Origin of the sequence: Muricomes intestini (assembly GCF_004346165.1) — a bacterium.
Classification (GTDB): domain Bacteria; phylum Bacillota; class Clostridia; order Lachnospirales; family Lachnospiraceae; genus Muricomes; species Muricomes intestini.
Genome location: NZ_SLZZ01000001.1, coordinates 113,733 through 135,957 on the forward strand (window position 1 = coordinate 113,733; position 22,225 = coordinate 135,957).

Genomic DNA, 22,225 nt, shown 5'->3' on the forward strand with positions numbered 1-22,225 from the left:
GAGCCGCCATAAAGAAGATTGTTATTGTAGAAGATGAGCCTTTTATGCGGGAGGAACTGCGTGAGATTTTTGAGAAAGAGGGATACCCAGTCGTTTGTATTGCAGAATTTGGCCATGTAACGGATGATATTCTGCAGGCGGCTCCCGGCCTTGTATTACTGGATATCAATTTACCCGGAATCAGCGGTTTTGAGATTTGTCGGGAGCTGAAGCGGAAAGCAATGCTGCCGGTGTTGGTGCTAACCTCCCGTGATCAGATGAAGGACGAGCTTCATGCGCTGAATTTGGGTGCGGATGAATACCTGACAAAGCCCTGCCGAAAGGAACGACTGCTTGCCCGTGCTGCCAATCTGCTGCGCCGGTATGAGGGGCGCGGACATCTGCGTCCCGGTAAGGACTTTTTACTGGATAGCCAGACCTATACGCTGTATATCCACGATCAATCTGTGGTGCTTCCACAGAATCAGGGTAAATTGCTGGCGGCTTTTTTAGCGCACCCTGATGAGCTTGTAACGAAAGAAACACTCTGCATGGCGCTATGGGGAACAACCGAATATATTGATGAAAATGCTTTGCAGGTGAATTTGACCCGGCTGAAAAAGACAATGAAAGAACTGGAAATGGTACAGCAGATCGAGACGGTGCGCGGACTTGGCTATCGACTGACAGCGGAGGAGAAAATAGATGATGAATAATCTCCTGCATACATTAAAAAAATATGCTGTCTGGTTTCTGCTCCCTATGGGGCTTAATCTTCTGTACGCTCTGGCTTTGTGGCTTTCAGACAGCGATGCGTTTCACCGGCTTTGGCTTATGCTTGTATTCGGTTCGCTGCTGCTGTTTTCAATAGCACTTCTTTTTGCCTGCCGTTTGGAAAAACGGCGCGAAAAAACTTTTCTGGAGTTTCTCAATCACCCGGACGAAATTACCGAAGCGAACCTGTTGCGGTTGGTGGGCAGGCGGGACGGTGAGCTTGTCCATCACATCGGGGTTCTGCTGCGGGAAAATGAGCAAGCGAACCGGACTTTGATGACACAGGTGAATGACTATGAGGAATATGTGGAATCTTGGGCACACGAGATCAAAACGCCGCTTTCCCTTCTGACCTTTCTGCTGGACAACCGCAGAGATGAATTGCCGCTCGCTGTCTATCAACGGCTCGATTATGTACGTGCACAGATGCAGGGATTTGTAGAGCAGATGCTCTACTATGCAAGGCTCAAGAGCAGACAAAAGGATTATCTGTTTGAATCGCTATCCCTTATAGAATGCTGCGAGGAAGCATTGGAGAACTACCAACCGCTGCTGAATGAACGAGGCTTTCGAATCACCAAAGAATTGCCCCGGCTCTTTATCCTTTCAGACCGCCGGGGATTGCTGTTCATCATCAATCAGATTCTCAGTAATGCCGTCACGTATACGCAAAATACAGAAGTACCGGAACTGCATCTAACCGCAGAACAAACTGAACGGTCCGTCATTCTTCGCATCAGGGATAATGGAATCGGGGTGCAACCATGGGATTTACCATTTCTGTTTGAAAAAGGCTTTACCGGTGATACTGGTAAAGCCCGAAAAAAGGCAACCGGCATGGGATTGTATCTCGCGAATGAAATGGCAAAAGCTTTGAAAATTGAGCTGGAGGTCTGCTCACAGCCCCAGAAAGGCTTTGAGATGATTGTTCTCTTCCCAACGATTGATTCTTAGATTAAAGGGTAAGACTACCCTCTTCGACTTGCGGAAAAGCAACATATATGGAAACCAAAAGGCGTCTAAAGAGCAAATCACAGCTTTCCTGCATAAAGCATAGGCGACTTGAATGTTTATGAGGCCTGACGAGGGTTTTGAATGAAAAATCCAAGACCCTCGTTTTTCATAGATGCACCCTACTTTTTTAGAAGAAAGCGGGATGTTTCTTTTTTAGGCCGGAATCAGTCCGGCACACAATTTCATAAAGCAAATACCCTATGGGGCAATTTTAAGCGGCTGTGTTCTTCGTAACTGAAAAACACAGCCGCTTTTTTTGTTGCCTGAAATCATAAAGAAAGGATAGATGCACCGTGAAAAACGAACTGCAAACCCTGCGGTTATTCAGTCCCCTCTTTCCCCATATCTACAGAAAGAATGAGTGGGGCGATCTTGATAATTATCCGGAGGACTTAACCCTCGGTGAGGTTTTGGAATACGAGGATGAAATTCTCGCCCTCATTCAGAAAGAGGGACTCCCCGGCGAGGGTGACCGAGGCCTTGCTGTTTACCTCAATGATAATCTTAGCCAAAAGATATACAGCATCAATCCCTCAGTGGAGGAATGGAATGGCGAGCTGTGGGGCGTTACCGAGATACAAACCCACAGTACACTTTCTCCCTCCGAGCTTGCGGAGCTTACAGAATGGCTGTCCGGACAATTTTCAGACGGCTGGGGCGAGGGACTGGAGCAAAGGGAAATCGAAGTATATGACGGTGAGCTGTATGTCAGCTTTTGGGATAGCAGCAACCGCTTCTTTATCAAGTCGGAGGATAAGCTGAAAGGCAATCAGTTTTTCAGCTTTGGCATGACGATGGGAGGAATGTGCTAATGCCAAATCATGTTACCAATATTTTAAGAGTGTCCGGTGATCCGGAAAAGGTCAGGGCTATGTTCGAGGCCATCAAAAATGATGAAATCGGCCTCGGCAGCATCGATTTCAACAAGGTAATTCCTACGCCGGATAACATCTATCAGGGCAACCTCGGAAAAGAGGAATTCGCCAAGTACGGCAAGAACAACTGGCTGGACTGGAATACCGCTAATTGGGGAACCAAGTGGAACAGCTATGGCTATGATGTCGAGTATACCCCAAAGGAATTTGATGGCGAGCATATCGAATTCCAAACCGCATGGAGCTATCCTGACCCAATCATTGCAGCCTTGGCTAAACGGTACCCTGATCCCAGCTTTGAGGTGAAATGGGCAGATGAGGACTTCGGCTACAATGTCGGACGCAAAGAATTTGAAAACGGCGAGGAAATATTCAGCCATATCCCTCCCGGTGGTTCCAAGGAAGCACTGGAGCTGGCGGCTGAGGTTCACGGCTTGGATCTGGCCGATGAGGGCTACCTGTACAATGGGGAAACCGGCGAATATGAATATCATGATCCGGATGAGTCGATGTCACTAAAAATGTAAGTGATAATCGGCTCTTTTCTTTTCAGAGGGAGGTGATGGAATATCAATAGCTTTATCAGCTGGGTGGGCGGTAAAAAAGCCCTCCGCAATATTATTTATCGGCTCTTCCCCAAGGATTTCGGCAGATACATTGAAGTCTTTGGCGGCGGGGGCTGGGTGCTGTTCGGCAGGCCTCCTGACTGTAAGGGTATGGAGGTCTACAACGACTTTAACAGCAACCTGACCAACCTGTTCTACTGCGTAAAGAACAGGCCGTTGGCGTTCCTCAAGCAGCTGGGCTTCCTGCCCCTTAACTCACGATATGAATTCAATGTGCTACGCCGGTTCTTTGAAAAGGATGAATTCGATACCGAATATCTGCAGGAAGAACTGGAACTGGCGCAGCATAACCTCCCGCCGCCTGCATTTGAGGAACTTAAGGCTATCATGCTGGAGCAGGCAGAGCCAAGCGATGTGTGGCGAGCGGCTGCATTTTTCAAGCTCATCCGCTACAGCTACGGCAGCGGCTGCACCTCCTATGGCTGCCAGCCCTTTGATATCAGAAAGGTGTTCGCCGTTATCTGGGAGGCATCAAGGCGACTTGCAAACACGGTGGTGGAAAATAAAGACTTTGAGGCATTGATCCGGCAGTACGACCGTGATGATGCCTTTTTTTATTGTGATCCGCCCTATTACATGACCGAGGGTCACTATGCGGTGGAGTTCCTCAAAACCGACCATCAGCGGCTCCGGGATACGCTGGCAGGTTGCAAAGGGAAATGGATGGTTTCCTACAACGATTGTGAATTCATCCGGGAACTGTATCAGGATTACACCATCACCCCAGTCACCCGCCTGAACAATCTGGCGCAGCGGTATGACGGAGGCTGCGAGTACCCAGAAGTTATCATTACCAACTACGACCCCAAGGAACGGGAAAATGATATGTTCCAGATGAATCTGTTTGACCTTTGTTTTGGAGGTGAGGATGAAGATGACTGCGATTGAGAAAATGAGATGGGCAAAAGCCCTGCTGGAGGAAGAAAGCGGCGGCGCATATGAGCTTGTAGTCGGCAATGTTCACGATGACCTGTATCTTCGATGTGGAGATCAAGTCAATGCGGGGCTGTATCTTTCTATGCTGCCGAACAGAGATACCGGCAAGTATGACTGTATTTTCAAGGGATACACCCGCATGAGCGGAGGCTATCGCAACGCCAAGGGAATGCAGAAGCTGGCTGACGAGTACAAGCAGGCTGCATATTTTCTCAGGGAGATGGAAATTGCCAACATTTCTCTGTCTGAGGATGAGCTTTCTGCCTTTGTATCAGAGTTGAAATCGGCAGAGAAACAACAAATCAACGCCCTGCAGATGGGGATGTAAAGGAGGATTGCACCATGAGAATCATTGAAACCAAGGGCAGGATTGCAGATAACGGCAACATCGTCCTGCCGCCCGATGTGTTGGAAACCATGTGTGTCACTGCCGGTGATACCGTGCATCTGGCGTACCTGTCCCATCACCCGGTAAAGGAGATTAACAGCTACGGGGAGTTTTTTCTCACCAAGGATGGTATCGATCATGTAACTGAACCGGTGGAAGCGCCGGAATTGGCAGAGCTGTCGGTGCCTCATGTGCTTTTGGAGGCGGCAGGGATTCCGCTGGATGACGATCTGGACATCCGCTGTGAGGACGGCGCTATCATCATCGGCAGTGCCGATCCCGTAAAGCAGCTGCCACCTCAGCTCATGGAGCTGTTCGACAGCCTCGGCGTGAGCTATGACACCATCCGCTGTGTGCTGGAGGGAGGTGCGGAGGATGAATAAGAAGCCCATCTACAAGCTGATGGACGGCAAAGGACGTGTGCTGATTCCCAAGGAACTGCGCACCGCCAGCGGCATGGATTACGGCGATATCGTGCGCCTTAATATATCCAACGGCATGGTCAGTGTACAAAAGGTGGATATCATCGAAATCGGCGACCAGTCTCCGGAGGCGGTGGAGGCCTATGTCCGTGCGGCGTTCAAGACTATGCCTGACGATACAAGACTTTCCCTCATTTCCGATCTGACTGCCCTACTGCAGCAGAAAAAGGAGGGCTAACGGATGGAAAGAAAATCTCTATTTACTGATAAAGACTGTTCGGCAACAGGCTTAAACTGCAGTATTCAGGGGGAAGTTGTCGTATTAAGTCAGGACACACCTGAAAGGCAGCTGTACTTCTGCCTATGCGGAAATGGGGCCGGTACCAATCCAAGCGGCTGTGCTGTATTTTTAGTATCGCTCCGTACCGGGGAGTTTGCCCTGAAAAAACGCAGTGAGGTCATCGGCATCCTTAAGCCAGAGCTTCTGCCGGACAGTGCCAAGCTGCAGCTCTCCCAAATCAGACCGGTGGGAGCGCTGGATTTAAAGAATTATGAGCCGAAATACAGTGGCTACAGCTTTCTGCCCGATGGCCGCTATGCTTCTGGCGTGTGGCTCTGCACCGAACAAGAAGCGCTGGATTATATGGAGATGCAGAAGCCATACCAGCATCGCATCATGATCTGCGACCGGGATGATTTTTGTGTGCTGGAGCTACAGGAGGGCAGGCTTCTCCATCCAACAGAGGAAGCAATGGAGGCCTTCCGGCAGGCCTCGGAGAACGGAGGTCTTACTATGACATAAAGGAGGCACAAGATCATGAGAAATATCCGGATGGAAAAGGATATCATCCTATACTACGGCAACCCTGCCGGTTATGTCAGCGGCGGCAAGGCGATGGTTGATCCCTTGTTCGAGTCGGAGGAACTGAAAGCCTTTCTTAGCCGCCAAAAGGATATCGGCGAGGTGAAATGGACGGACGGTGTGTATGACCACCTTGTGAATGGTCAGCGGGATAACCAAGAACTCACCCTGCTGAAAAGCTGCCGTGTATGGCAGCTAAAACCCGAATCGGATCTCCAGATGCGCTTCATCAGTCACGCTGATTTCTGTAAAGAGTTTGGAGAGCCGCAGATGTCCGATTATCAAACCGTCTATGACGGCGAAGTGGAAACCAACGATCTGGAGGCACTCTACACCAAATTCAATACAGCTCACCCTCCCGGTTATGTAGGGCATTCCCTGTCTATGTCGGATGTGCTGGAGCTGTACGATGAAAATGGCAGCAGCTTCTACTACTGCGACCGCTTCGGCTTTCAGGAAATCCACTTCAAGTCTCCGCCACAAACCCAGACCATGCAGCTCTAAATATAGGTCTTACTTTAAAATATTACAAAACAAGGAGGAAAGTTAGAATATGAACTCTAAAACAAAGAGGTTCTGTTCCATCGGATTGGCAATTTGTCTGATATGTTCCATGTTCGCAGGGAGCGCATATGCGACAAAGCTGATATTTACGGACAGTGTCAATCATTGGGCTGAGAAAGCTATCAACGAACTTGCAGACAAAGGAATCCTTTATGGTTATCCTGATGGCTTGGTTCACCCAGATGAACTTATAACAAGAGGTGAGTTTGCTTCTCTTGTTGCAAGAACAATGAAACTTCCCAATCCCGACAACGAAAATGTGGCCATTGTATTCAAGGATATTGCAGGGCATTTTGCAGAAAAGGATATCGAAGCACTGGTCATTGCAGGGATTATTGGAAAAGATGACTTCGGTGAAAGGTTCTGTCCGGATGAACCCATCACACGAATTGAAATGATTAGAATGCTGATAAAAGCAATTGGAAAGGGAGAGCATTCCAAAGACTGCTCCTGCAATACCGGGTTTGCTGATGACGATCTGCTCACAGAAGAACAGCGTAAGTATGTCTGTGCAGGAAAGCACTACTGCATCATTTGTGGATTTCCTGATGGCACGGTCAGACCCAACGATGTGGCTACCCGTGGTGAAGCTTTTGAGATGCTCGTAAGCACGGAGAAAGCAAAAGAACAGATAAAAGAGCAGGAAAGCAAGCCTCCGGTAGATAAGCCAGCAACTGGCGATTCCTCATCAAGCGGAGGCGGCTCCTCCACTGTCCCGGCTCCGCAGTTTAGCTTTATACTCCCTGCCAATGCATATAAAGGTGATGAAATTAAATTAGAACCAACAAGCCGCTATGTAAAAAGCGTGGTGTGGACAGTCAGAAAAGATGGTGTATCACTTGAACTGGATAAGGTTTTGAATGGTGTTCTTAATGAGAACGGAGGCTCTATCTCCTTTTTGGATACAGGCAATTTTGTGCTTACGGCTACAGCTGTTAATAGTCGTGGCAAGGAGATCAAACATGAACAGAGCATCCATATCTACCCTGTTATCACTACAGGGTTTTCGCTGCCTAAAACAGCTCACACTGATACAGCTGTTTCGGTAGATTTAAAAACAACAGATCTTGGCAGTAATCAGGTGATATGGACATTAAAGAAGGAAGGGTTAGAAATTGACCTTGCAGATGCTCTGAACGGTGAACTTGAAGCAGATGGAGGCATAGTGGTGTTTAAAAATAAGGGCAGCTATGTTCTCACCGCTTCTATTGCGGATGAATTGGGTAAAACTGTGTCAGCTTCACAAACAATCACCATATATCCCGTTGCACAAGTCAAAGTAACCCTACCAACAGTAAGTCATACGGATAAGACGGTAAACTTTTATTCAGAAGTAACAGATGCAGAAGATATGACTGTGGACTTTTCTCTCACCAGAAATGGAGAAACCGTGCAGATCACAGACTATGTTGAGGGAGATCTAAACGCGGGCAGCATTCGCTTTAAAGAAAAAGGTGTATATGCCCTTACAGTAATAGCCACAGACAAGACCGACCGAATATTTACAGATACCGCAAACATTACGGTATACCCTGTAGGTTCTTCCGGTTTTTATCTGCCTGAAATTTTCCATACTGACAGCGAAGTCACTCTTCAGGCTAATTTTTCCGAAATCGGCAACCACACCGTAGAATGGACGCTAACGAAAAATGGTAAACCGATAAATCTGCAGGATGCCATAAGCGGAGGCCTTACCAACGCAGGTGGTACTGTTCAATTTAAGGAACAAGGAAGCTATGTTCTTAAGGCGGCATTCACGGATAATGGTGGCAGAAACTACAGTTACGAGCAAGGATTTAAGGTATATCCCGTGCCGACTGTGCGATATAGCCTTCCCCAATACGCACATACAGATAGCGACATCGCCATAAAAGCTCAAGTGACTGCACTGGATGACCTCAACATTGAATGGCTTGTGGACAATACCTATGGCTTTCAGGACTTCGATACCTTTGTAGACGGTGAACTGAGCAATGAGGGCGGTACAATACGTTTTAAGAGGGCGGGTATCTACGAGCTTGTCGCAAGAGTTACTGATGAAACAGGCCGTGTATTTTTATTCGAGTTTGGCGGCAAATGCGAGGTACTCCCCGTGCTTTCTATTGGCTTTGAACTTCCTGCCCTCGCTTATACTGATAGCACAATCGACATCAGAACACATGGCAATAACAATGTGCTTCCCGTTGAATGGTCTTTGAGTAAGGGTGAAAAAACTGTTTCATTGGGAGATTTTATCAACGGTACTCTCAATGCACAGGGAGGAAAAATTGGATTCATAGCTGACGGAGAGTATACACTGACTGCAACCATGACCGACTTTTTGAAGCGAAGCTACAGCCATAGTCAAACCATTCGTGTTCTGCCGGTTATCAGCTATGATTTCATTCTTCCAAGTACCATTCATTATGGAACGCAGTTTACAGTATCGCCGAAGAACGTTTTAAGCCTTGGCTCCAACAGTGTAGTTTGGTCACTGAACAAGGATGGAGAGCACGCCGAATTTACAGGTGTGCTGACCAATGATGGGGGTAAAATATCTATCCATCATACCGGAACATTTACGCTTACTGCCGCTGTAACAGATAGCGCAGGCAGACCGTTTTCACAAAGTCATAACATCACAGTGACCAACACGGCACCCAATACCCCAGTGATTACTGCTACACCTACCAGAACCGTAAAAGATGGGAAATTCCTTGTCAATGTAAATGCTGCAGCGACCGATCCAGATGGTGACGATGTTATCTTGGAATGGGATGGAACAACTGCAGACAGCTATTATCCTGTGGGTTCCCATACCATCAGGGTAAGAGCTAAAGATGATGCGGGGGATTATTCCGATTGGATTTCAAAGACTTTTACAATTACGAACGCTGCACCGAGTGTTCCCATCATCAACAGAACCCCAAGCGGAAATAGCGTAATACCGGGAACACCAGTGACAATCACAGCACAAAGCAATGATTCGGACGGTGATGCTATCACCTACATTTGGGAAAACCGTAAAGCAGAGACACAAGTATATCCCTTGGGTAAAAATGTAGTCAGAGTAAAGGCTGTTGATTCGACCGGAGCTGAATCTCCGTGGTCAGCGATTGTGTTTTTTGTCATGGACTCCAACGGCAGCGGTGGAATGGTGCTGACAGGCCCGGATTCTGTTATTTTGGAAAATGGAATTGAAGATGCTACGATTCGTGATTACACCTTTACTGTACCTCCCGTATCAGGGCATAACGGAAGCGATTATGGCAGAGTTAGAGGCTATAACACTCTGACAAAGCAATGGGATCAGCTGGATTACGGCACAACAAACAATGGCATAACGTTCCAAAGAACGCTGGAAGTCGGTGTGTATAGCAAGCTGGAGTTTTACTACTACACAAACCATAACTGTATGTATAACAAGAGCAACATCACCTATTCTGTAACCTATCATTTTGAGTAAGAGAATGTATAAAGAACGGAGGATTAAAATATGCCAACAATCGATGTCAAAATCAACTCCATCTACCCGCCCGGTACCAGCGGCAACATCCGTGCCTTTGCTTCAGCAACGGTGGACAGCTGTCTCGGCATCCGGGGCATTAAGGTGGTGGAGGGTGGTCGTGACGGTCTCTTTGTTTCCATGCCAAGCCGCAAGACCGAAAACGGCTACAAGGAAATCTGCTTCCCGGTGACCAAAGAGTTCCGGGAACAGCTCCACAAGGCGGTACTGGACAGCTACCAGCAGGTTGTAGCCATGAACCAAGCCCCGGTGCAGCCGCAGGGAGCTGCACCGGAACAGTCCCAGCCACCCATGCAGATGGGCGGTATGTAAGCATCCCGTCAACCCAACAACAAAAACATTTTGGAGGTAAAACACAATGAAAAAAATAATGAACAAGATTACTCATAAGGCAAATATGCTGGCAGTCAGGGCAAGAACGCCGCTCACCAACAACCGTGGGGAGGGCTTCGTAGATACCGCAATTAAGATTTTAATGGCGGTTGTCATCGGTGCTCTGGTGCTGGCCGGATTGTATCTGCTCTTCGACCAGACCGTGCTGCCCACCCTCACCCAGCGTATCAAGGAAATGTTCAACTATGCCGGATAAGCTGGCCGCTGCGCAAGCGGTCTTTTTTATTGCCCTATTGTGTTCGGCATCGGCGATTGACTTTGCGAAACGCATTGTTCCCAACTGGATTAGTATTGCTATTGCCACTGTTTCCATATTGGATTTTACACCAGTTAAAATGCTGGGAATCCTTGTTGCCCTGCCGTTTTTAGCGGCAGCAATATTCTGCGGTGGCATGGGCGGCGGAGATATCAAGCTGATGGCGGCCTGTGGTCTTGTGCTGGGGCTTCCAAAAGGGTTGCTTGCGACAACTGCAGGGTTAAGCCTGCTGCTACTCTACGTGGCAGTGTATCGGATTATTTGCAAGGTGCAAGGACGGGAGGCGCAAAGCGCCTTCCCTCTTGCACCTTTTTTATCGGCGGGCTGTCTGCTCGCTTACTTCATTTAAGGGAGGAAATCAAACCATGAGTTTTTTTAAGAATAGAACGGTTATTGGCGTGATTTGCATTGTGCTGTCCCTGCTGATCTGCTTTGCCGTAACGCCGCTGTTTAACCAGAGCATCAGCAAAAAAACCGAAATTGTGCGGGTGGCAAAGCCCATCAAAATAGGGGAAGCCATCACCAAAGACATGGTGCAAACCGTAGAGGTGGGCGGCTACAATCTGCCGGAGGATGTTGTCAGACATACGGATACGATCATCGGCAAATTTGCCTCCGCTGATTTGGTGCCGGGAGATTACATCATCAGCTCCAAAATCGTCGATGCCCCTGCTGCGGAAAACGCCTATCTCTACAATCTGACCGGAGAAAAACAGGCGATTTCTGTATCGGTTAAGAGCTTTGCCGCAGGGCTGTCCGGCAAACTAATTTCCGGAGATATTGTGTCAATCGTTGCTCCAGATTACAAAAAGCAGGGCGTGACAGTCATTCCGCCGGAGCTGCAGTATGTGGAGGTCATCGCCGTCACAGCAGGCAGCGGCTATGATGCCAATACGGTCGAGCAGAAAGAAGCCGTGGATGCAGATGAAAAGGAGCTGCCTGCCACCGTCACTTTGCTGGTCACACCAGAGCAGAGCAAAAGCCTTGCCGAGCTGGAAGCAGACGGAACCCTTCATGTATCCCTCGTTTACCGTGGCAGCAAGGAAAATGCGGCAAAGTTTACCGAGGCGCAGGACTTGGTGCTTTCCAAGCTGTATCCCGATAAGCCGGAAACTCAGGAAAGCGAGGATAACAGCCAGCTGGAAGCCCCTGCGAATACACCGGTGGAAAGCGGGGCTGAGTAAATGCTGAACTTCAAAAAAGGCGGTCTGTTCAGCCGCAAGGACAACATAGAGCCTCCGGAGATAGAACCGGATAACGCCGCACAGGTACTGGCAATTTGGGGCAGCCCCGGCTGCGGCAAGACCACGGTGGCGGTCAAACTGGCCAAGTATCTGGCAGACAGAAAAAAGAATGTGGTGCTGCTTTTATGCGACTGCACCACGCCTATGATCCCCTGCATCTGCCCGCCCGGTGATTTAGAGGGCGGCCATTCCCTTGGAAGTATTCTTGCCGCCAATTCCGTTACCGAATCGCTGGTGAAAAACAACTGCAATACCCATAAGCGCATGAACCATCTGGCGGTCATCGGTCTGCAAAAAGGAGAAAACGAAAACTGCTATCCTCCCGTTACACCGGCTCTGATAAAACAGCTTATCGAAGTGCTGCGTGACATGGAAAGCCATGTCATTATCGACTGTGGCAGCTCCATCTATTTTGACGAGCTGTCCACCATCTCCATTCTGGAGGCCGATGCGGTGCTGCGGCTCATAAACTGCGATTTAAAATCAGTCAGTTACCTGTCCAGCCAGCAGGAGTATCTGCGGATGGCCGGGTTTGACTTTGACAAGATGTATAAGGCAGTCAGCAATGTAAAATCCAATGAAGCCAGTCAGAACATGGAACAGGTGCTGGGCAGTGCTGTATTTACTCTGCCGCACTCCCCGGAGTTGGAGGCTCAGGTGCTGGCCGGAAACCTATTCGCTGACTTGTCCCTGAAAGACAGCCGGGGCTTTCGCAGGGAAATCGAAAAAATAGCAAAGGAGGTGTTCGAGGTATGAGCAGGCATAACCTGTTTTTTTCACCGGAGCAGGAAACTGAGGATTTCCACAGTGTGCTGCAACAGGTGCAGGAGCATATATCCGGGCAGCACAGCGAACTGCTATCAGACGGCAACGCTGCCGAAGCCAAGGCGCATATCAAGCGGTATATCGCCAAGTTTGTGCAGGACAGCCGTGTGGCGGTAAAAGGCATGACACAGCAGCAGCTGGTGGATGCCCTGTATACCGAAATGGCTGAGTATTCCTTTCTTACCAAGTACATCTTTGCTGACGACATCGAAGAAATCGACATCAACAGCTGGCGGGATATTGAAATCCAGTACGCCGGTGGGCGCTGCGAAAAGCTGCGGGAACACTTCGACAGCCCCCAACACTGTATCAATGTGCTGCGCCGGATGCTTCATGTGTCCGGTACCATTCTGGATGACCAATCCCCTCTGGTGGTCGGTACTCTTGCAGAAAACATCCGTATTGCTGTTATGAAAAGCCCCATTGTGGATGCCAGCGTAGGCGCTGCCGCCTCCATCCGTATCGTCAACCCCAATAACATGGAGAAAGAGGATTTTATAAACGGTGGTACGGCAACCGCTGAAATGCTGGATTTTCTATCGGAGTGCATCCGCTACGGCATTTCGGTGTGCATTGCGGGAGCCACCAGCAGCGGTAAGACCACCGTGGCAGGCTGGCTGCTTACCACCATTCCCGATAACAAGCGCATTTTTACCATTGAAAACGGCAGCCGGGAGCTTTCCCTCATCCGGGAAAAGGACGGCAGGGTCACCAATTCCGTAGTGCATACCCTCACCCGCAACAGCGAGAACGAGCTGTACCGTATTGAGCAGATTGACCTTGTGGACATCTCCCTGCGCTTCAACCCCGACATTATCGTGGTAGGCGAAATGCGTGGTGCGGAGGCCAATGCTGCACAGGAAGTAGCCCGCACCGGTGTGGCGGTGGTTACCACCATCCATTCCAACTCCTGCGAATCCACCTACCGCCGTATGGTTTCCCTCTGCAAGCGAGCGGTGGATATGTCGGATGAAACCCTCATGGGCTATGTGACCGAGGCCTATCCCATTATCGTGTTCTGCAAGCAGCTGGAAAATAAGCAAAGGCGGCTCATGGAAATTATGGAGTGCGAAATCCTGCCGGACAACAGCCGCCATTACCGCACCCTGTTCCGGTACGAGATTACCGAAAATCGCTATGAAAACAATCAGTTTTATATTACCGGACACCATGTAACGGTTAATCCCATATCCGACAGCCTGTGTAAACGGCTGATAGAGAATGGTATGCCGCAGGAACGCATCAATCTTCTTAAGAAAGGGGGGCAAATATCCATATGACAACCATTCAACTGCTGGCCTGTATCGGTATGATTACAGGCTTTTTTCTACTCATCGGCCTAAAACCGATGGAATTCACCGATGGGTTGTTTTCCTTTCTCACCAGAGAAAAGAAATCTATCAAGGATGAGATCAAAGCGGCACAGCGCCGCCAAAAGCCGGGATTTCTGAAACAGCAAATTCATATGGCGCAGGAGGTGCTGGCCATGACCGGCAGGAGCAATCGCTTTTCTCTGATTTGCGCCTGCTCTTTGCTGCTTTTTGCCATCGGTGCCGCTATTGCCATTGTGATGGGCAACTTATTTCTGGCTCCGGTGATGGCGGCAGGCTTTATGATGCTGCCTTTTTGGTATGTGCAGCTCACCGCCAGCCATTTCAAAAAGGACATTGCTGCCGAGCTGGAAACAGCCTTGTCCATTGTCACCACAGCCTACCTGAGAAGTGAGAATATCCTTACAGCAGTAGAGGAAAATCTCCACTACCTGAACCCGCCGGTGCATCAGGTGTTCAAGGACTTTGTCCTGCGGGTCAAGTTGATTGATCCCGATGTGTTGGAGGCCATCAGGGTGCTGCGCACCAAAATCGACAACGAAGTATTCCGGGAATGGTGCGATGCCCTATGTGATTGCCAGCATGACCGCAGCTTGAAAAGCACCCTGACTCCCATCGTTTCAAAGCTCAGTGATATGCGGATTGTGAACGGCGAGCTGGAATATCTCGTATTTGAACCCCGCAAGGAATTTATCATCATGGTCATCTTTGTCATCGGCAATGTTCCCCTCATGTATCTCCTGAACAAAAGCTGGTACGACACGCTGATGCACACCCCATTGGGGCAGATCATTCTGGCAATCAGCGCCGCTCTTATTTTTATCTCCACGGCCTGCGTGATCCGGCTTACCAAGCCCATAGAATACAGGAGGTGATGGTGATGGGATTACTTTTTTTATTTGGAATTACGTTGGCGGCAGGGCTGTTTTTTATTTTCTTGGATGTGCTGCACCTACCGTACCTCAGCACTGCTAAGGCTATGCTGAATACTACAAGATCAGAGAAAAAAGCAGCAAGGAGCTTGGAAACCTATCTCATGACTTGGGCGGTAAAGCTCTCTAAATATATCCGCATGGACGAGTACCGCAAGCATCGGCTGAAAAATGTGCTGAAAGCCACCGGTATGAACATGGAGCCGGAGGCCTATCAGGCCTATGCGCTGGTGAAATCCGGTGTGATTCTGCTGCTGGCAATCCCGGCAGGATTAATCTTTCCCTTGCTGGTGCCGGTGGTGGTGTTCCTTGCGGTCATGGTGTACTTTAAGGAAACTAAAAAGGCAGACGAAAGGCTGTCCGCAAAGCGAGCCTCCGTGGAAAAGGAACTGCCCCGTTTTGTTGCCAACATCGAACAGGAGCTGAAAGCCTCCCGTGATGTGCTGGCCATCGTAGAGAACTACAAAAAAAACGCCGGAGAAGCCTTTGCCGGAGAGCTGACCGTGCTGGCAGCGGATATGCGTTCCTCCAGCTACGAGGCAGCCCTTACCCGGTTTGAGGCAAGACTCAATTCGCCCATGCTCTCGGACGTGGTGCGAGGCCTTATCGGTGTACTGCGTGGGGATGACAGCACGGTGTATTTTCAGATGCTGGCGCATGATTTCAAACAGCTGGAGCTGCAGCGCCTTAAAGGTGAAGCGCAGAAAATACCGCCCAAAATCCGTGTGTTTTCCTTTCTCATGCTGATGTGCTTTCTCTTTACCTATCTGGCCATCATCGCCTATGAGATCATCAAATCCCTCGGCGGGATGTTTTAGGGAGGGGTGAGCATGAAGAAGATCTTAAAATCCAAACGTGGCGAGGGATATATTGATGTGTGTGTTCTTGTCCTCTGCGCCATGCTGGTCATTGCACTGGCCGTGCAGGTGCTGCCGGTGTTCATCGTTAAAAATCAGCTGGATACCTACGCCACCGAGCTGTGCCGGGAAGCGGAAATCTCCGGCAGGGTGGGCAGTGAAACCAGCCGTCGTGTAGCGGTTCTCACCGAGCAGACCGGGCTGAGTCCCCGGATTTCATGGTCAAAGACCGGCAATATCCAGCTGAACGAGGAAATCACCGTGACCTTGACCTTAGAGAAGAACATCGGACTGTTCGGCGGGTTTGGTTCGTTCCCCATTACCCTGCGCTCGGAAGCCTCCGGGAAAAGCGAGGTGTATCACAAATGAACAAGCTAAAATACATTCTCAGGGATAAGGCCGGGAACGGCTTCCCTTTGGTGGTAGCCATTACGCTGGCTCTTGTGATTATCCTGTGTGGCGTGATAGAGTATTTTCGGCTGAATATTATCGCCAGCGGTGTAAAAGAAGCCTTGGAGGATGCCATCATCGTGACGGTCAACGACAACTATGCCGATGTGTATCACGGCGTGCGGGAGGGCTACAGCGGCGGCTACCAGCCGGACGGCTCCTCTTTTTCCTATAGCGTGAACACCGGCGACATTTACGGCTACATGGACGGTGTCCTCGGCATGGAAGCTGTGGGCGACAGCCATGTGAAATATGCTGGGGATGCTTTGGAATACAAGCTCTCCCGTTTGGATGTCACCATCCGCAATGCGCCGCTGGCTCCGTCTTACCCAAAAAACGCACAGCGATTTGAAGCGGATGCGGTGATCTGGCTGGAGGTTCCCGTTTACTTTGGTGGCAAGGAGCTGGCTCCCATGAAAATCAAGCTCAAGGTTCAGGCGGGATATACCGAGGTGTTTTAACTGTTCAGGAAAGTATCTGGACTTCTGAGAAAAATTATAGTATGGTGTGTCATACACAAAGATAATATTCACACTGCCAAAGGAGGTTTTCAATATGAATGATAAAATAAAAAGAAGGCTTACCATTGCAGGCGCTTCGCTTATCGGCCTTGCGCTTGTGATTGCCATCGGGATGCAGTTTACCAAGGAACCCGTGAGGCCGGATGCTTCTTCACAGGAGCCGGTCAGCTCTTCGGATGTAGCTCCTGATATACAGAATAACACAGAGAAAAAAGAGGTGGTCGTTTCTCCGCAGCCCACACCGGAGCCGGAAAGCTCGGAAATGCTGCCGCCCCAAACCGATCTACCGGAGCAGAAGCTCCAATCCGATCCGGTAAAGCCGGAAGCTCCCGCAAAACCTGAGCTGCCAAAGGATGCGGATACCACCAACCCGTCCAAGCCGCCAGAATACAAGCCGGAGGATACGGAAAAGAAACCGGCTTCATCCGAAAGCAAGCCGCAGGGTGGTGAAACAAAGGATGGTAAAATTTATGTGCCTGGATTCGGATGGATCGATGATGTTGGTGAGGGGCAAGGTTCGACTGCAGATGATATGTATGAAAACGGTAATAAGATCGGGGAAATGAATTAGATATAAAATAATTCAAAGGATTGCACAGCAGAAATGCTGTGCTTTTTCTTTTGCAAAGGAGGCGCTGTATGAAACGAATATTTAGTATTTTGCTTGTACTTGCCCTACTGTGTTCCTCCCTGTATGCTGTACCGGCTTATGCGGTCGGGGATGGAAATGTGGACGGAGGTGGCGGTGGCATGGGCGATGGTACCAGCACCAATTCATGGACTCCGGGAAATGAGGGTGTGCGGGTAACGGTGGTTAGGGCAAGTGATCATGCTTCTGTTACAACACCTATAGATCTAACAAATAAAAAACCTACTAATATTAGGCTACACTTTGGTAAAGTCAGTAAACTTTCATATTCAAGGGGTTCTTCATTAAGTCCAAGCGGCCAGAGTTACTCTTTTCTTAATCCTGCACAATCGTTGCCTCGCATCATTAGCACCAATGGCAGCAACAACATTGCCGCCATTAAAAGCTATTTTACTGATGAACAGGTCATTCGTTCTATTTCGGGTCTTGTAGGAATGGACTTTGATACCTTAATCAGCGGCGAGTACAAGCTACTTTTGGAACCCATCGCCTATTACAAATTTGAGGGTGTTATGATTGCCACCACGGCTACGGAAGCCGCCATGTATGACGAACAGGTAAACGGCCTTCTGAGAAAGAGAATGGTATCTCTTTCCCATAAAAATCTGCCCCTTGCCATGTTTTTGGAGGTGGCGGATCTTAGCTACCCGGCATGGTCAGGAAGCCGGAGCAAAGCTGCATCCAATGCGGATATTAAGGCGGCTCTCGGCCTTGGTATCGTGCGATTTAAGGATATGCCCGGCGAGTCGCCGGAGGTTTCCGTGTATGATTACGAATATCGGGTCAATACCGAGGTTATCACGGCAATCACAGTTAGCGGCGGTCAAAGCGATCCGGATCACCCGGTATCCGCTATCTTTTATGTGAATGGTAGAAGCTACCGGGTTAGCAATATCTATTATCCCGATGGTGACAGCCAGCTGGCGTGGATACGATGGACAACGCCAAGCACCCCGCAGCAGACGACGATCACAGTTTCTGTGTCTGGAGGCGGCAGCTCCAGCAAGGCGACAATTAATATAAATATCGTTGACCTTGATAAGAATCTGCCACCTAATCCCGTGGCAGATGATCGCAATGATAGCTTTAGAAAGTCCGCTGTTCCAAACAATCCGCAGCAGACTTCTGCCAGCTGGACGGTCTGGCGCCCTTGGTGGCAGGAGCATTGGGTATGGCACAGTGACTGGAACTGGTATAGCGATGGTGATGGCAGCGGTCATTGGGAGGATGACGGTGAATGGGTCGATGAGGGCTGGTGGGAGTTTGACCTTGACCGGTATCAGGCCAGCCTTTCGGCAAGCATGGCAATCCAGCCGGATGACAAAAGCCCCACCGCAAGCGGCAAAACCATGAAATCCGGCTACGGCATCAATCAGACGGTTTCTACCAGAGTCAGCACTAACCAGTCCTCGGCGGTAACTGGGGCGCAGAATGCGGTGACCTACTTCCCGGAATTCGGGTATCAAACCTACTGGAGGCTGCTGGAACGCATGAGTTCCGGCTACAATTCCCGGTTTGAGTTTCAGAAGAATCCCTACAGCACCTACAACCGCAGAACTCATTTTTCACCGATTTGGTTTCCGGATGGAAAATATGAGCCGTACACATGGCTGATTGATTGCTGGTCACCCGCTGGGATGCTTTCAATAAACCTCACGGACAGCGTAACCATCCGAGATAATTTGTGGAGCGACTGGCACATTGCGCCTCAGAAACCCAATTAAAAACAGAGAAAAAACAAGGCCGCAGCGAACCGAAAGCTGCGGCCTTGCCATTCTCAACCCTATGAAGAAAGGTGGAAAGTCAATGAAATCGAATCGAATTGCAATGCTTCTGTGCGTGGTTCTGCTTCTGTGTCTGATGTTTGGCACAACAGCATATGCAGCGGGAACCGGTGATGTAGCCGGGGCGATTGAGGGAACGTGGAATACCGCTTCCCAGCAGATTAAAACCGTGGTTAATAAGGTAGTATTCCCCGCCATCGACCTGATTCTGGCGGTGTTTTTCTTTGCCAAATTGGGCACCGCTTATTTTGATTATCGCAAGCACGGTCAATTTGAATGGGCGGCTCCGGCAATCCTGTTCGCCTGCCTGGTGTTTACACTGACGGCTCCATTATATATCTGGCAAGTGCTGGGGATGTAACTGTAAAAGTAAATATTTATTCCTCCGGTTTATCTGTCAGGCGCAGTGGTGTCTCGTCTGCATCCATATATATTCTCTCACACTCCTGCTGGGCAGTGCGCATTATACAAGCGGCCTGAGAGATAAGCTTCTCGGCATCGGTTACTGCATTAAACATTTTATAATAGAGTTTTTTGTAATCAGCCACACAAGTACCTCCTTTAACATTATTTCGGCGGCCTCCGTTGTGTGGTATTAAAGCTCTGAAAAAGCGGATTGTCAAGTCATAAATCAGAGAACAAAAACCAGCCAGTGCTTGGGAGGTAGCGGAGGTTATGAAAGAGGTGAAATTCAAATGTTCATATGGGATTTTGTCGCCGACACTGTCCTCGGTCAGATTGTGGATTGGATCTACGGTCAGATTGTGGGCTTCCTCGGCGACTTTTTTATGCAGATGGGAAACATGGGAGCCGACCTGTTCGAAATGAGCTGGGTACAGTCTATCGTATTGTTCTTTTCCTATCTGGCGTGGGCGTTATACGGTGTCGGTCTTGTGGTGGCGGTCTTTGAATGTGGAATCGAATATCAATCCGGCAGAGGCAGTATCAAGGATACCGCCCTCAACGCCATCAAGGGATTTATGGCTGTGGGGCTGTTCACTACGGTACCAGTGGAACTGTATAAGCTGTCGGTGTCTTTGCAAGGCAGCTTCACTGCCGGGATTACCGGCCTTGGAACCGACTTCGGCACGGTAGCCCAAGGCATCATCGCTTCCCTGCAGGATGCGGGAAATTTAGAGCAGGCCATGACCAGCAACGTGTTCGGCGGCCTGAAAGCGATCACCAGTCCCATCATGATGATCTTTATATTAATCCTCATGGGCTATGCGGTCATTAAGGTATTCTTTGCCAACCTGAAGCGAGGCGGTATCCTGCTCATTCAGATTGCCGTGGGGAGCCTGTATATGTTCGGTGTTCCCCGTGGATATATTGACGGCTTTGTGTCGTGGAGCAAGCAGGTCATCGGCCTGTGCCTTACGGCATTTCTACAGGCAACGGTGCTGATTGCCGGACTCATGGTGGTAAAAGACAATGCTCTGCTGGGTCTTGGACTGATGCTGGCTGCCGGTGAAATTCCCCGCATTGCCGGTCAGTTCGGATTGGATACCTCAACCAAAGCCAACCTCATGAGTACCATGTATGCGGCGCAGACCGCAGTGAATATGACTAAAACAGTAGTACAGGCGGTGGCAAAATGAACGAGAATAAACTGGTCTATATCTGTTCGCCATACGCTGGTGATGTGCAAAATAATGTCGAATTTGCTAAGGCAGCCTGCCGCTATGCGATGAAGCAGAATTATACACCAGTAGCTGTGCATCTTCTGTATCCACAGTTTTTGGACGATAACGATCCTGTGCAGAGAGCTACAGGACTCTCAATGGGGCATCGTGTGCTGGAGGCCTGTGATGAGCTGTGGCTCTGCGGCAGTCGGATTTCCACCGGTATGGCGATGGAGCTTAAGGAAGCACAAAAGCTGGGTATTTCCGTCCGGGAAATATCCGCAGAACAAATCCAAGGAGGTATTTCGATGAATAAAAAATATGGAGTATGGGCGATGCGCAGCGCCGGTTCGGTGTGCGGAGCCGCCCAAAGCTGGTGTAAGCACGGTGGCAAGCCTATCGAGTTTGATACGATGGAACAGGCCGAAAGCTACGCCAAGCAGCTGAACGAATCCTGTTATTCCCCCAATGTGAATTATGCCGCAAAAGAAATGGAACCGGAGCTGAATCAAGGCTCCGGTTTTTCCATACGGATGTAAAGGAGGAGGCCTATGTATATCTACCCCGACCACTTAAGGGCAAAGGCGACTTTATGGCTGTGGCAGCTGCGGGATATCGGCATCATCGGTGTGGCGCTGCTTCTCTCTGTGCTTGCGCTTTCTCAGCTGGGTTTTGTGCCTCCCATCGTGCTGACCGCTGTTTATGCCTTTTTAACTATCCGCTTTGAGGACACAAGCATTCTGGATTTTATCCGGTATGCCTGTGCTTTTTTTATTACTAAGCAGCAATTCTATGAATGGAGGTATACATCCAATGCGTAGGAATGATAAAGCAGAAGCCAAAAAACGAGCCTCCACTCGGCAGCTCATTGACACCAAGGAAATCACCGATTACAGCCTCAAGACCTACGGGCATGGAGAGCTGGTGTATTTTATCATCAAGCCCAGCAACATATCGGTGCTGTCGGAGGCCAGCATCAGCACCCGCATCTATGCTCTGATGACGGTGCTGAAAGGCATTGCTGAGATTGAGATGCTGTGCCTGAACAGCCGGGAGAACTTCGAGGACAACAAGCGGTTCCTCCGCAGCCGCATCGAGCAGGAGCAGAACCCTGTGGTGCGACAGCTCTTGGAAAAAGACCTGTCCTTCCTTGACCGGATACAGGTACAGATGGCCACCGCAAGGGAATTTTTGATCTTGATCCGTCTGTGGAATGAAAAGGAAAAAGAGGTGTTCCCGTATCTGTCCCGCATTGAAAAATCTCTGAAAGAGCAAGGTTTTTCCGTAAAACGAGCAGACAAAGAAGATATCAAGCGCATCCTTGCGGTTTATTTTGAGCAGAATGTCACGACCGAGAAATTCGAGGATTTCGATGGCGAGCGGTGGATTATCTTGAATGAGTGAGCAAAGAATGTA

Annotated in this window: 29 protein-coding genes; 28 read left to right on the forward strand and 1 reads right to left on the reverse strand. The window is 49.4% G+C overall.

The genetic code is table 11. The features are described from left to right. Nucleotides 1-8: 8 nt before the first annotated feature. From EDD59_RS00505 to EDD59_RS00620, 24 genes are all read left to right on the forward strand, one after another. Entirely contained in the window at nt 9-695 is a 687-nt protein-coding gene (locus tag EDD59_RS00505; RefSeq protein WP_128751582.1) for a response regulator transcription factor, read from the forward strand. Then, nucleotides 685-1,707 carry a sensor histidine kinase gene (locus EDD59_RS00510; protein WP_206172759.1) on the forward strand — a complete coding sequence of 341 codons (1,023 nt, stop codon included), beginning with the start codon at nt 685-687 and terminating at the stop codon, nt 1,705-1,707. The genes EDD59_RS00505 and EDD59_RS00510 overlap by 11 nt, the downstream gene beginning before the upstream one ends. Nucleotides 1,708-2,060: 353 nt before the next feature. After that, nucleotides 2,061-2,579 carry a hypothetical protein gene (locus EDD59_RS00515; protein ID WP_128751583.1) on the forward strand — a complete coding sequence of 173 codons (519 nt, stop codon included), beginning with the start codon at nt 2,061-2,063 and terminating at the stop codon, nt 2,577-2,579. Then, nucleotides 2,579-3,169, forward strand: coding sequence for a DUF1281 family ferredoxin-like fold protein (locus EDD59_RS00520; RefSeq protein WP_128751584.1), 591 nt, complete (start codon nt 2,579-2,581; stop codon nt 3,167-3,169). Before EDD59_RS00515 ends, EDD59_RS00520 begins: the two co-directional genes overlap by 1 nt. A 63-nt stretch (nt 3,170-3,232) precedes the next feature. Next, on the forward strand, nt 3,233-4,156 hold the full coding sequence (locus EDD59_RS00525; protein ID WP_128751585.1) for a DNA adenine methylase: 924 nt from the start codon (nt 3,233-3,235) through the stop codon (nt 4,154-4,156). A gap of 4 nt (nt 4,157-4,160) precedes the next feature. After that, entirely contained in the window at nt 4,161-4,532 is a 372-nt protein-coding gene (locus EDD59_RS00530; protein ID WP_207670350.1) for a hypothetical protein, read from the forward strand. A 77-nt stretch (nt 4,533-4,609) separates the two neighbouring features. Beyond that, nucleotides 4,610-4,975, forward strand: coding sequence for a hypothetical protein (locus EDD59_RS00535; RefSeq protein WP_243117305.1), 366 nt, complete (start codon nt 4,610-4,612; stop codon nt 4,973-4,975). Further along, a complete protein-coding gene (locus EDD59_RS00540; protein ID WP_128751587.1) occupies nt 4,968-5,252 on the forward strand; it encodes a division/cell wall cluster transcriptional repressor MraZ in 285 nt (94 codons plus the stop codon). Before EDD59_RS00535 ends, EDD59_RS00540 begins: the two co-directional genes overlap by 8 nt. Nucleotides 5,253-5,255: 3 nt before the next feature. Next, on the forward strand, nt 5,256-5,816 hold the full coding sequence (locus EDD59_RS00545) for a hypothetical protein (protein WP_128751588.1): 561 nt from the start codon (nt 5,256-5,258) through the stop codon (nt 5,814-5,816). 15 nt (nt 5,817-5,831) lie between these two features. Then, nucleotides 5,832-6,380, forward strand: a complete 549-nt coding sequence (locus tag EDD59_RS00550; protein WP_128751589.1) for a YodL domain-containing protein — start codon at nt 5,832-5,834, stop codon at nt 6,378-6,380. Nucleotides 6,381-6,429: 49 nt separating this feature from the next. After that, nucleotides 6,430-9,885: an S-layer homology domain-containing protein gene (locus EDD59_RS00555; protein ID WP_132377899.1), complete on the forward strand. Its 3,456-nt coding sequence runs from the start codon at nt 6,430-6,432 to the stop codon at nt 9,883-9,885. Nucleotides 9,886-9,915: 30 nt separating this feature from the next. Then, entirely contained in the window at nt 9,916-10,257 is a 342-nt protein-coding gene (locus EDD59_RS00560; RefSeq protein ID WP_128751591.1) for a SpoVG family protein, read from the forward strand. Between the two features lie 46 nt (nt 10,258-10,303). After that, on the forward strand, nt 10,304-10,534 hold the full coding sequence (locus tag EDD59_RS00565; RefSeq protein WP_128751592.1) for a DUF6133 family protein: 231 nt from the start codon (nt 10,304-10,306) through the stop codon (nt 10,532-10,534). Beyond that, entirely contained in the window at nt 10,524-10,943 is a 420-nt protein-coding gene (locus EDD59_RS00570; protein WP_128751593.1) for a prepilin peptidase, read from the forward strand. The genes EDD59_RS00565 and EDD59_RS00570 overlap by 11 nt, the downstream gene beginning before the upstream one ends. A gap of 16 nt (nt 10,944-10,959) precedes the next feature. Continuing rightward, on the forward strand, nt 10,960-11,778 hold the full coding sequence (cpaB, locus tag EDD59_RS00575) for a Flp pilus assembly protein CpaB (protein ID WP_128751594.1): 819 nt from the start codon (nt 10,960-10,962) through the stop codon (nt 11,776-11,778). Beyond that, nucleotides 11,779-12,594, forward strand: a complete 816-nt coding sequence (locus EDD59_RS00580; protein ID WP_128751595.1) for a CpaE/TadZ family protein — start codon at nt 11,779-11,781, stop codon at nt 12,592-12,594. Beyond that, nucleotides 12,591-13,943 carry a CpaF/VirB11 family protein gene (locus tag EDD59_RS00585; RefSeq protein WP_128751596.1) on the forward strand — a complete coding sequence of 451 codons (1,353 nt, stop codon included), beginning with the start codon at nt 12,591-12,593 and terminating at the stop codon, nt 13,941-13,943. Before EDD59_RS00580 ends, EDD59_RS00585 begins: the two co-directional genes overlap by 4 nt. After that, nucleotides 13,940-14,869, forward strand: a complete 930-nt coding sequence (locus EDD59_RS00590) for a type II secretion system F family protein (RefSeq protein ID WP_128751597.1) — start codon at nt 13,940-13,942, stop codon at nt 14,867-14,869. The genes EDD59_RS00585 and EDD59_RS00590 overlap by 4 nt, the downstream gene beginning before the upstream one ends. Nucleotides 14,870-14,871: 2 nt before the next feature. After that, on the forward strand, nt 14,872-15,744 hold the full coding sequence (locus EDD59_RS00595; RefSeq protein ID WP_207670357.1) for a type II secretion system F family protein: 873 nt from the start codon (nt 14,872-14,874) through the stop codon (nt 15,742-15,744). 12 nt (nt 15,745-15,756) lie between these two features. Continuing rightward, nucleotides 15,757-16,152 carry a DUF4320 family protein gene (locus EDD59_RS00600; RefSeq protein WP_128751599.1) on the forward strand — a complete coding sequence of 132 codons (396 nt, stop codon included), beginning with the start codon at nt 15,757-15,759 and terminating at the stop codon, nt 16,150-16,152. Further along, the gene (locus EDD59_RS00605; protein ID WP_128751600.1) at nt 16,149-16,694 is read left to right on the forward strand and encodes a hypothetical protein; all 546 of its coding nucleotides are present in this window, start codon (nt 16,149-16,151) and stop codon (nt 16,692-16,694) included. The genes EDD59_RS00600 and EDD59_RS00605 overlap by 4 nt, the downstream gene beginning before the upstream one ends. A gap of 94 nt (nt 16,695-16,788) precedes the next feature. Beyond that, nucleotides 16,789-17,325, forward strand: a complete 537-nt coding sequence (locus EDD59_RS00610) for a DUF6550 family protein (protein WP_128751601.1) — start codon at nt 16,789-16,791, stop codon at nt 17,323-17,325. A gap of 68 nt (nt 17,326-17,393) precedes the next feature. Beyond that, nucleotides 17,394-19,127, forward strand: a complete 1,734-nt coding sequence (locus tag EDD59_RS00615) for a DUF8193 domain-containing protein (protein WP_128751602.1) — start codon at nt 17,394-17,396, stop codon at nt 19,125-19,127. Nucleotides 19,128-19,209: 82 nt separating this feature from the next. Next, a complete protein-coding gene (locus EDD59_RS00620) occupies nt 19,210-19,548 on the forward strand; it encodes a DUF3852 domain-containing protein (protein ID WP_128751603.1) in 339 nt (112 codons plus the stop codon). Nucleotides 19,549-19,564: 16 nt separating this feature from the next. On the opposite strand, the gene EDD59_RS17655 is transcribed toward EDD59_RS00620, so the two are convergent. Then, nucleotides 19,565-19,735 carry a hypothetical protein gene (locus EDD59_RS17655; RefSeq protein ID WP_165920825.1) on the reverse strand — a complete coding sequence of 57 codons (171 nt, stop codon included), beginning with the start codon at nt 19,733-19,735 and terminating at the stop codon, nt 19,565-19,567. Between the two features lie 147 nt (nt 19,736-19,882). On the opposite strand from EDD59_RS17655, the gene EDD59_RS00625 reads away from it, so the two are divergent. From EDD59_RS00625 to EDD59_RS00640, 4 genes are read left to right on the forward strand one after another with little or no spacing between them, the layout of a single operon-like run. Further along, complete coding sequence (locus tag EDD59_RS00625; protein ID WP_128751604.1) at nt 19,883-20,785, forward strand: conjugal transfer protein TrbL family protein; 903 nt, start codon at nt 19,883-19,885, stop codon at nt 20,783-20,785. Next, nucleotides 20,782-21,348 (forward strand): DUF7768 domain-containing protein, encoded by a 567-nt coding sequence (locus tag EDD59_RS00630; protein ID WP_128751605.1) that lies wholly within the window; start codon nt 20,782-20,784, stop codon nt 21,346-21,348. Before EDD59_RS00625 ends, EDD59_RS00630 begins: the two co-directional genes overlap by 4 nt. Before the next feature lie 12 nt (nt 21,349-21,360). Then, nucleotides 21,361-21,630 carry a hypothetical protein gene (locus EDD59_RS00635; protein WP_128751606.1) on the forward strand — a complete coding sequence of 90 codons (270 nt, stop codon included), beginning with the start codon at nt 21,361-21,363 and terminating at the stop codon, nt 21,628-21,630. Next, a complete protein-coding gene (locus tag EDD59_RS00640) occupies nt 21,623-22,213 on the forward strand; it encodes a hypothetical protein (RefSeq protein ID WP_128751607.1) in 591 nt (196 codons plus the stop codon). Before EDD59_RS00635 ends, EDD59_RS00640 begins: the two co-directional genes overlap by 8 nt. The last annotated feature ends 12 nt before the right edge of the window (nt 22,214-22,225 follow it).

Bases quoted from the DNA above. Each gene is read 5' to 3' on its own strand.
- EDD59_RS00590 (WP_128751597.1), top strand. From the start codon at position 13,940: ATGACAACCATTCAACTGCTGGCCTGTATCGGTATGATTACAGGCTTT.
- EDD59_RS00615 (WP_128751602.1), top strand. From the start codon at position 17,394: ATGAAACGAATATTTAGTATTTTGCTTGTACTTGCCCTACTGTGTTCC.
- EDD59_RS00625 (WP_128751604.1), top strand. From the start codon at position 19,883: ATGTTCATATGGGATTTTGTCGCCGACACTGTCCTCGGTCAGATTGTG.
- EDD59_RS00610 (WP_128751601.1), top strand. From the start codon at position 16,789: ATGAATGATAAAATAAAAAGAAGGCTTACCATTGCAGGCGCTTCGCTT.
- EDD59_RS00560 (WP_128751591.1), top strand. From the start codon at position 9,916: ATGCCAACAATCGATGTCAAAATCAACTCCATCTACCCGCCCGGTACC.
- EDD59_RS00555 (WP_132377899.1), top strand. From the start codon at position 6,430: ATGAACTCTAAAACAAAGAGGTTCTGTTCCATCGGATTGGCAATTTGT.
- EDD59_RS00640 (WP_128751607.1), top strand. From the start codon at position 21,623: ATGCGTAGGAATGATAAAGCAGAAGCCAAAAAACGAGCCTCCACTCGG.
- EDD59_RS00550 (WP_128751589.1), top strand. From the start codon at position 5,832: ATGAGAAATATCCGGATGGAAAAGGATATCATCCTATACTACGGCAAC.
- EDD59_RS00510 (WP_206172759.1), top strand. From the start codon at position 685: ATGATGAATAATCTCCTGCATACATTAAAAAAATATGCTGTCTGGTTT.
- EDD59_RS00570 (WP_128751593.1), top strand. From the start codon at position 10,524: ATGCCGGATAAGCTGGCCGCTGCGCAAGCGGTCTTTTTTATTGCCCTA.
- EDD59_RS00545 (WP_128751588.1), top strand. From the start codon at position 5,256: ATGGAAAGAAAATCTCTATTTACTGATAAAGACTGTTCGGCAACAGGC.
- EDD59_RS00620 (WP_128751603.1), top strand. From the start codon at position 19,210: ATGAAATCGAATCGAATTGCAATGCTTCTGTGCGTGGTTCTGCTTCTG.
- EDD59_RS00635 (WP_128751606.1), top strand. From the start codon at position 21,361: ATGTATATCTACCCCGACCACTTAAGGGCAAAGGCGACTTTATGGCTG.
- EDD59_RS00565 (WP_128751592.1), top strand. From the start codon at position 10,304: ATGAAAAAAATAATGAACAAGATTACTCATAAGGCAAATATGCTGGCA.
- EDD59_RS00600 (WP_128751599.1), top strand. From the start codon at position 15,757: ATGAAGAAGATCTTAAAATCCAAACGTGGCGAGGGATATATTGATGTG.
- EDD59_RS00580 (WP_128751595.1), top strand. From the start codon at position 11,779: ATGCTGAACTTCAAAAAAGGCGGTCTGTTCAGCCGCAAGGACAACATA.
- EDD59_RS00540 (WP_128751587.1), top strand. From the start codon at position 4,968: ATGAATAAGAAGCCCATCTACAAGCTGATGGACGGCAAAGGACGTGTG.
- EDD59_RS00630 (WP_128751605.1), top strand. From the start codon at position 20,782: ATGAACGAGAATAAACTGGTCTATATCTGTTCGCCATACGCTGGTGAT.
- EDD59_RS00520 (WP_128751584.1), top strand. From the start codon at position 2,579: ATGCCAAATCATGTTACCAATATTTTAAGAGTGTCCGGTGATCCGGAA.
- EDD59_RS00585 (WP_128751596.1), top strand. From the start codon at position 12,591: ATGAGCAGGCATAACCTGTTTTTTTCACCGGAGCAGGAAACTGAGGAT.
- EDD59_RS00530 (WP_207670350.1), top strand. From the start codon at position 4,161: ATGAGATGGGCAAAAGCCCTGCTGGAGGAAGAAAGCGGCGGCGCATAT.
- cpaB (WP_128751594.1), top strand. From the start codon at position 10,960: ATGAGTTTTTTTAAGAATAGAACGGTTATTGGCGTGATTTGCATTGTG.
- EDD59_RS00605 (WP_128751600.1), top strand. From the start codon at position 16,149: ATGAACAAGCTAAAATACATTCTCAGGGATAAGGCCGGGAACGGCTTC.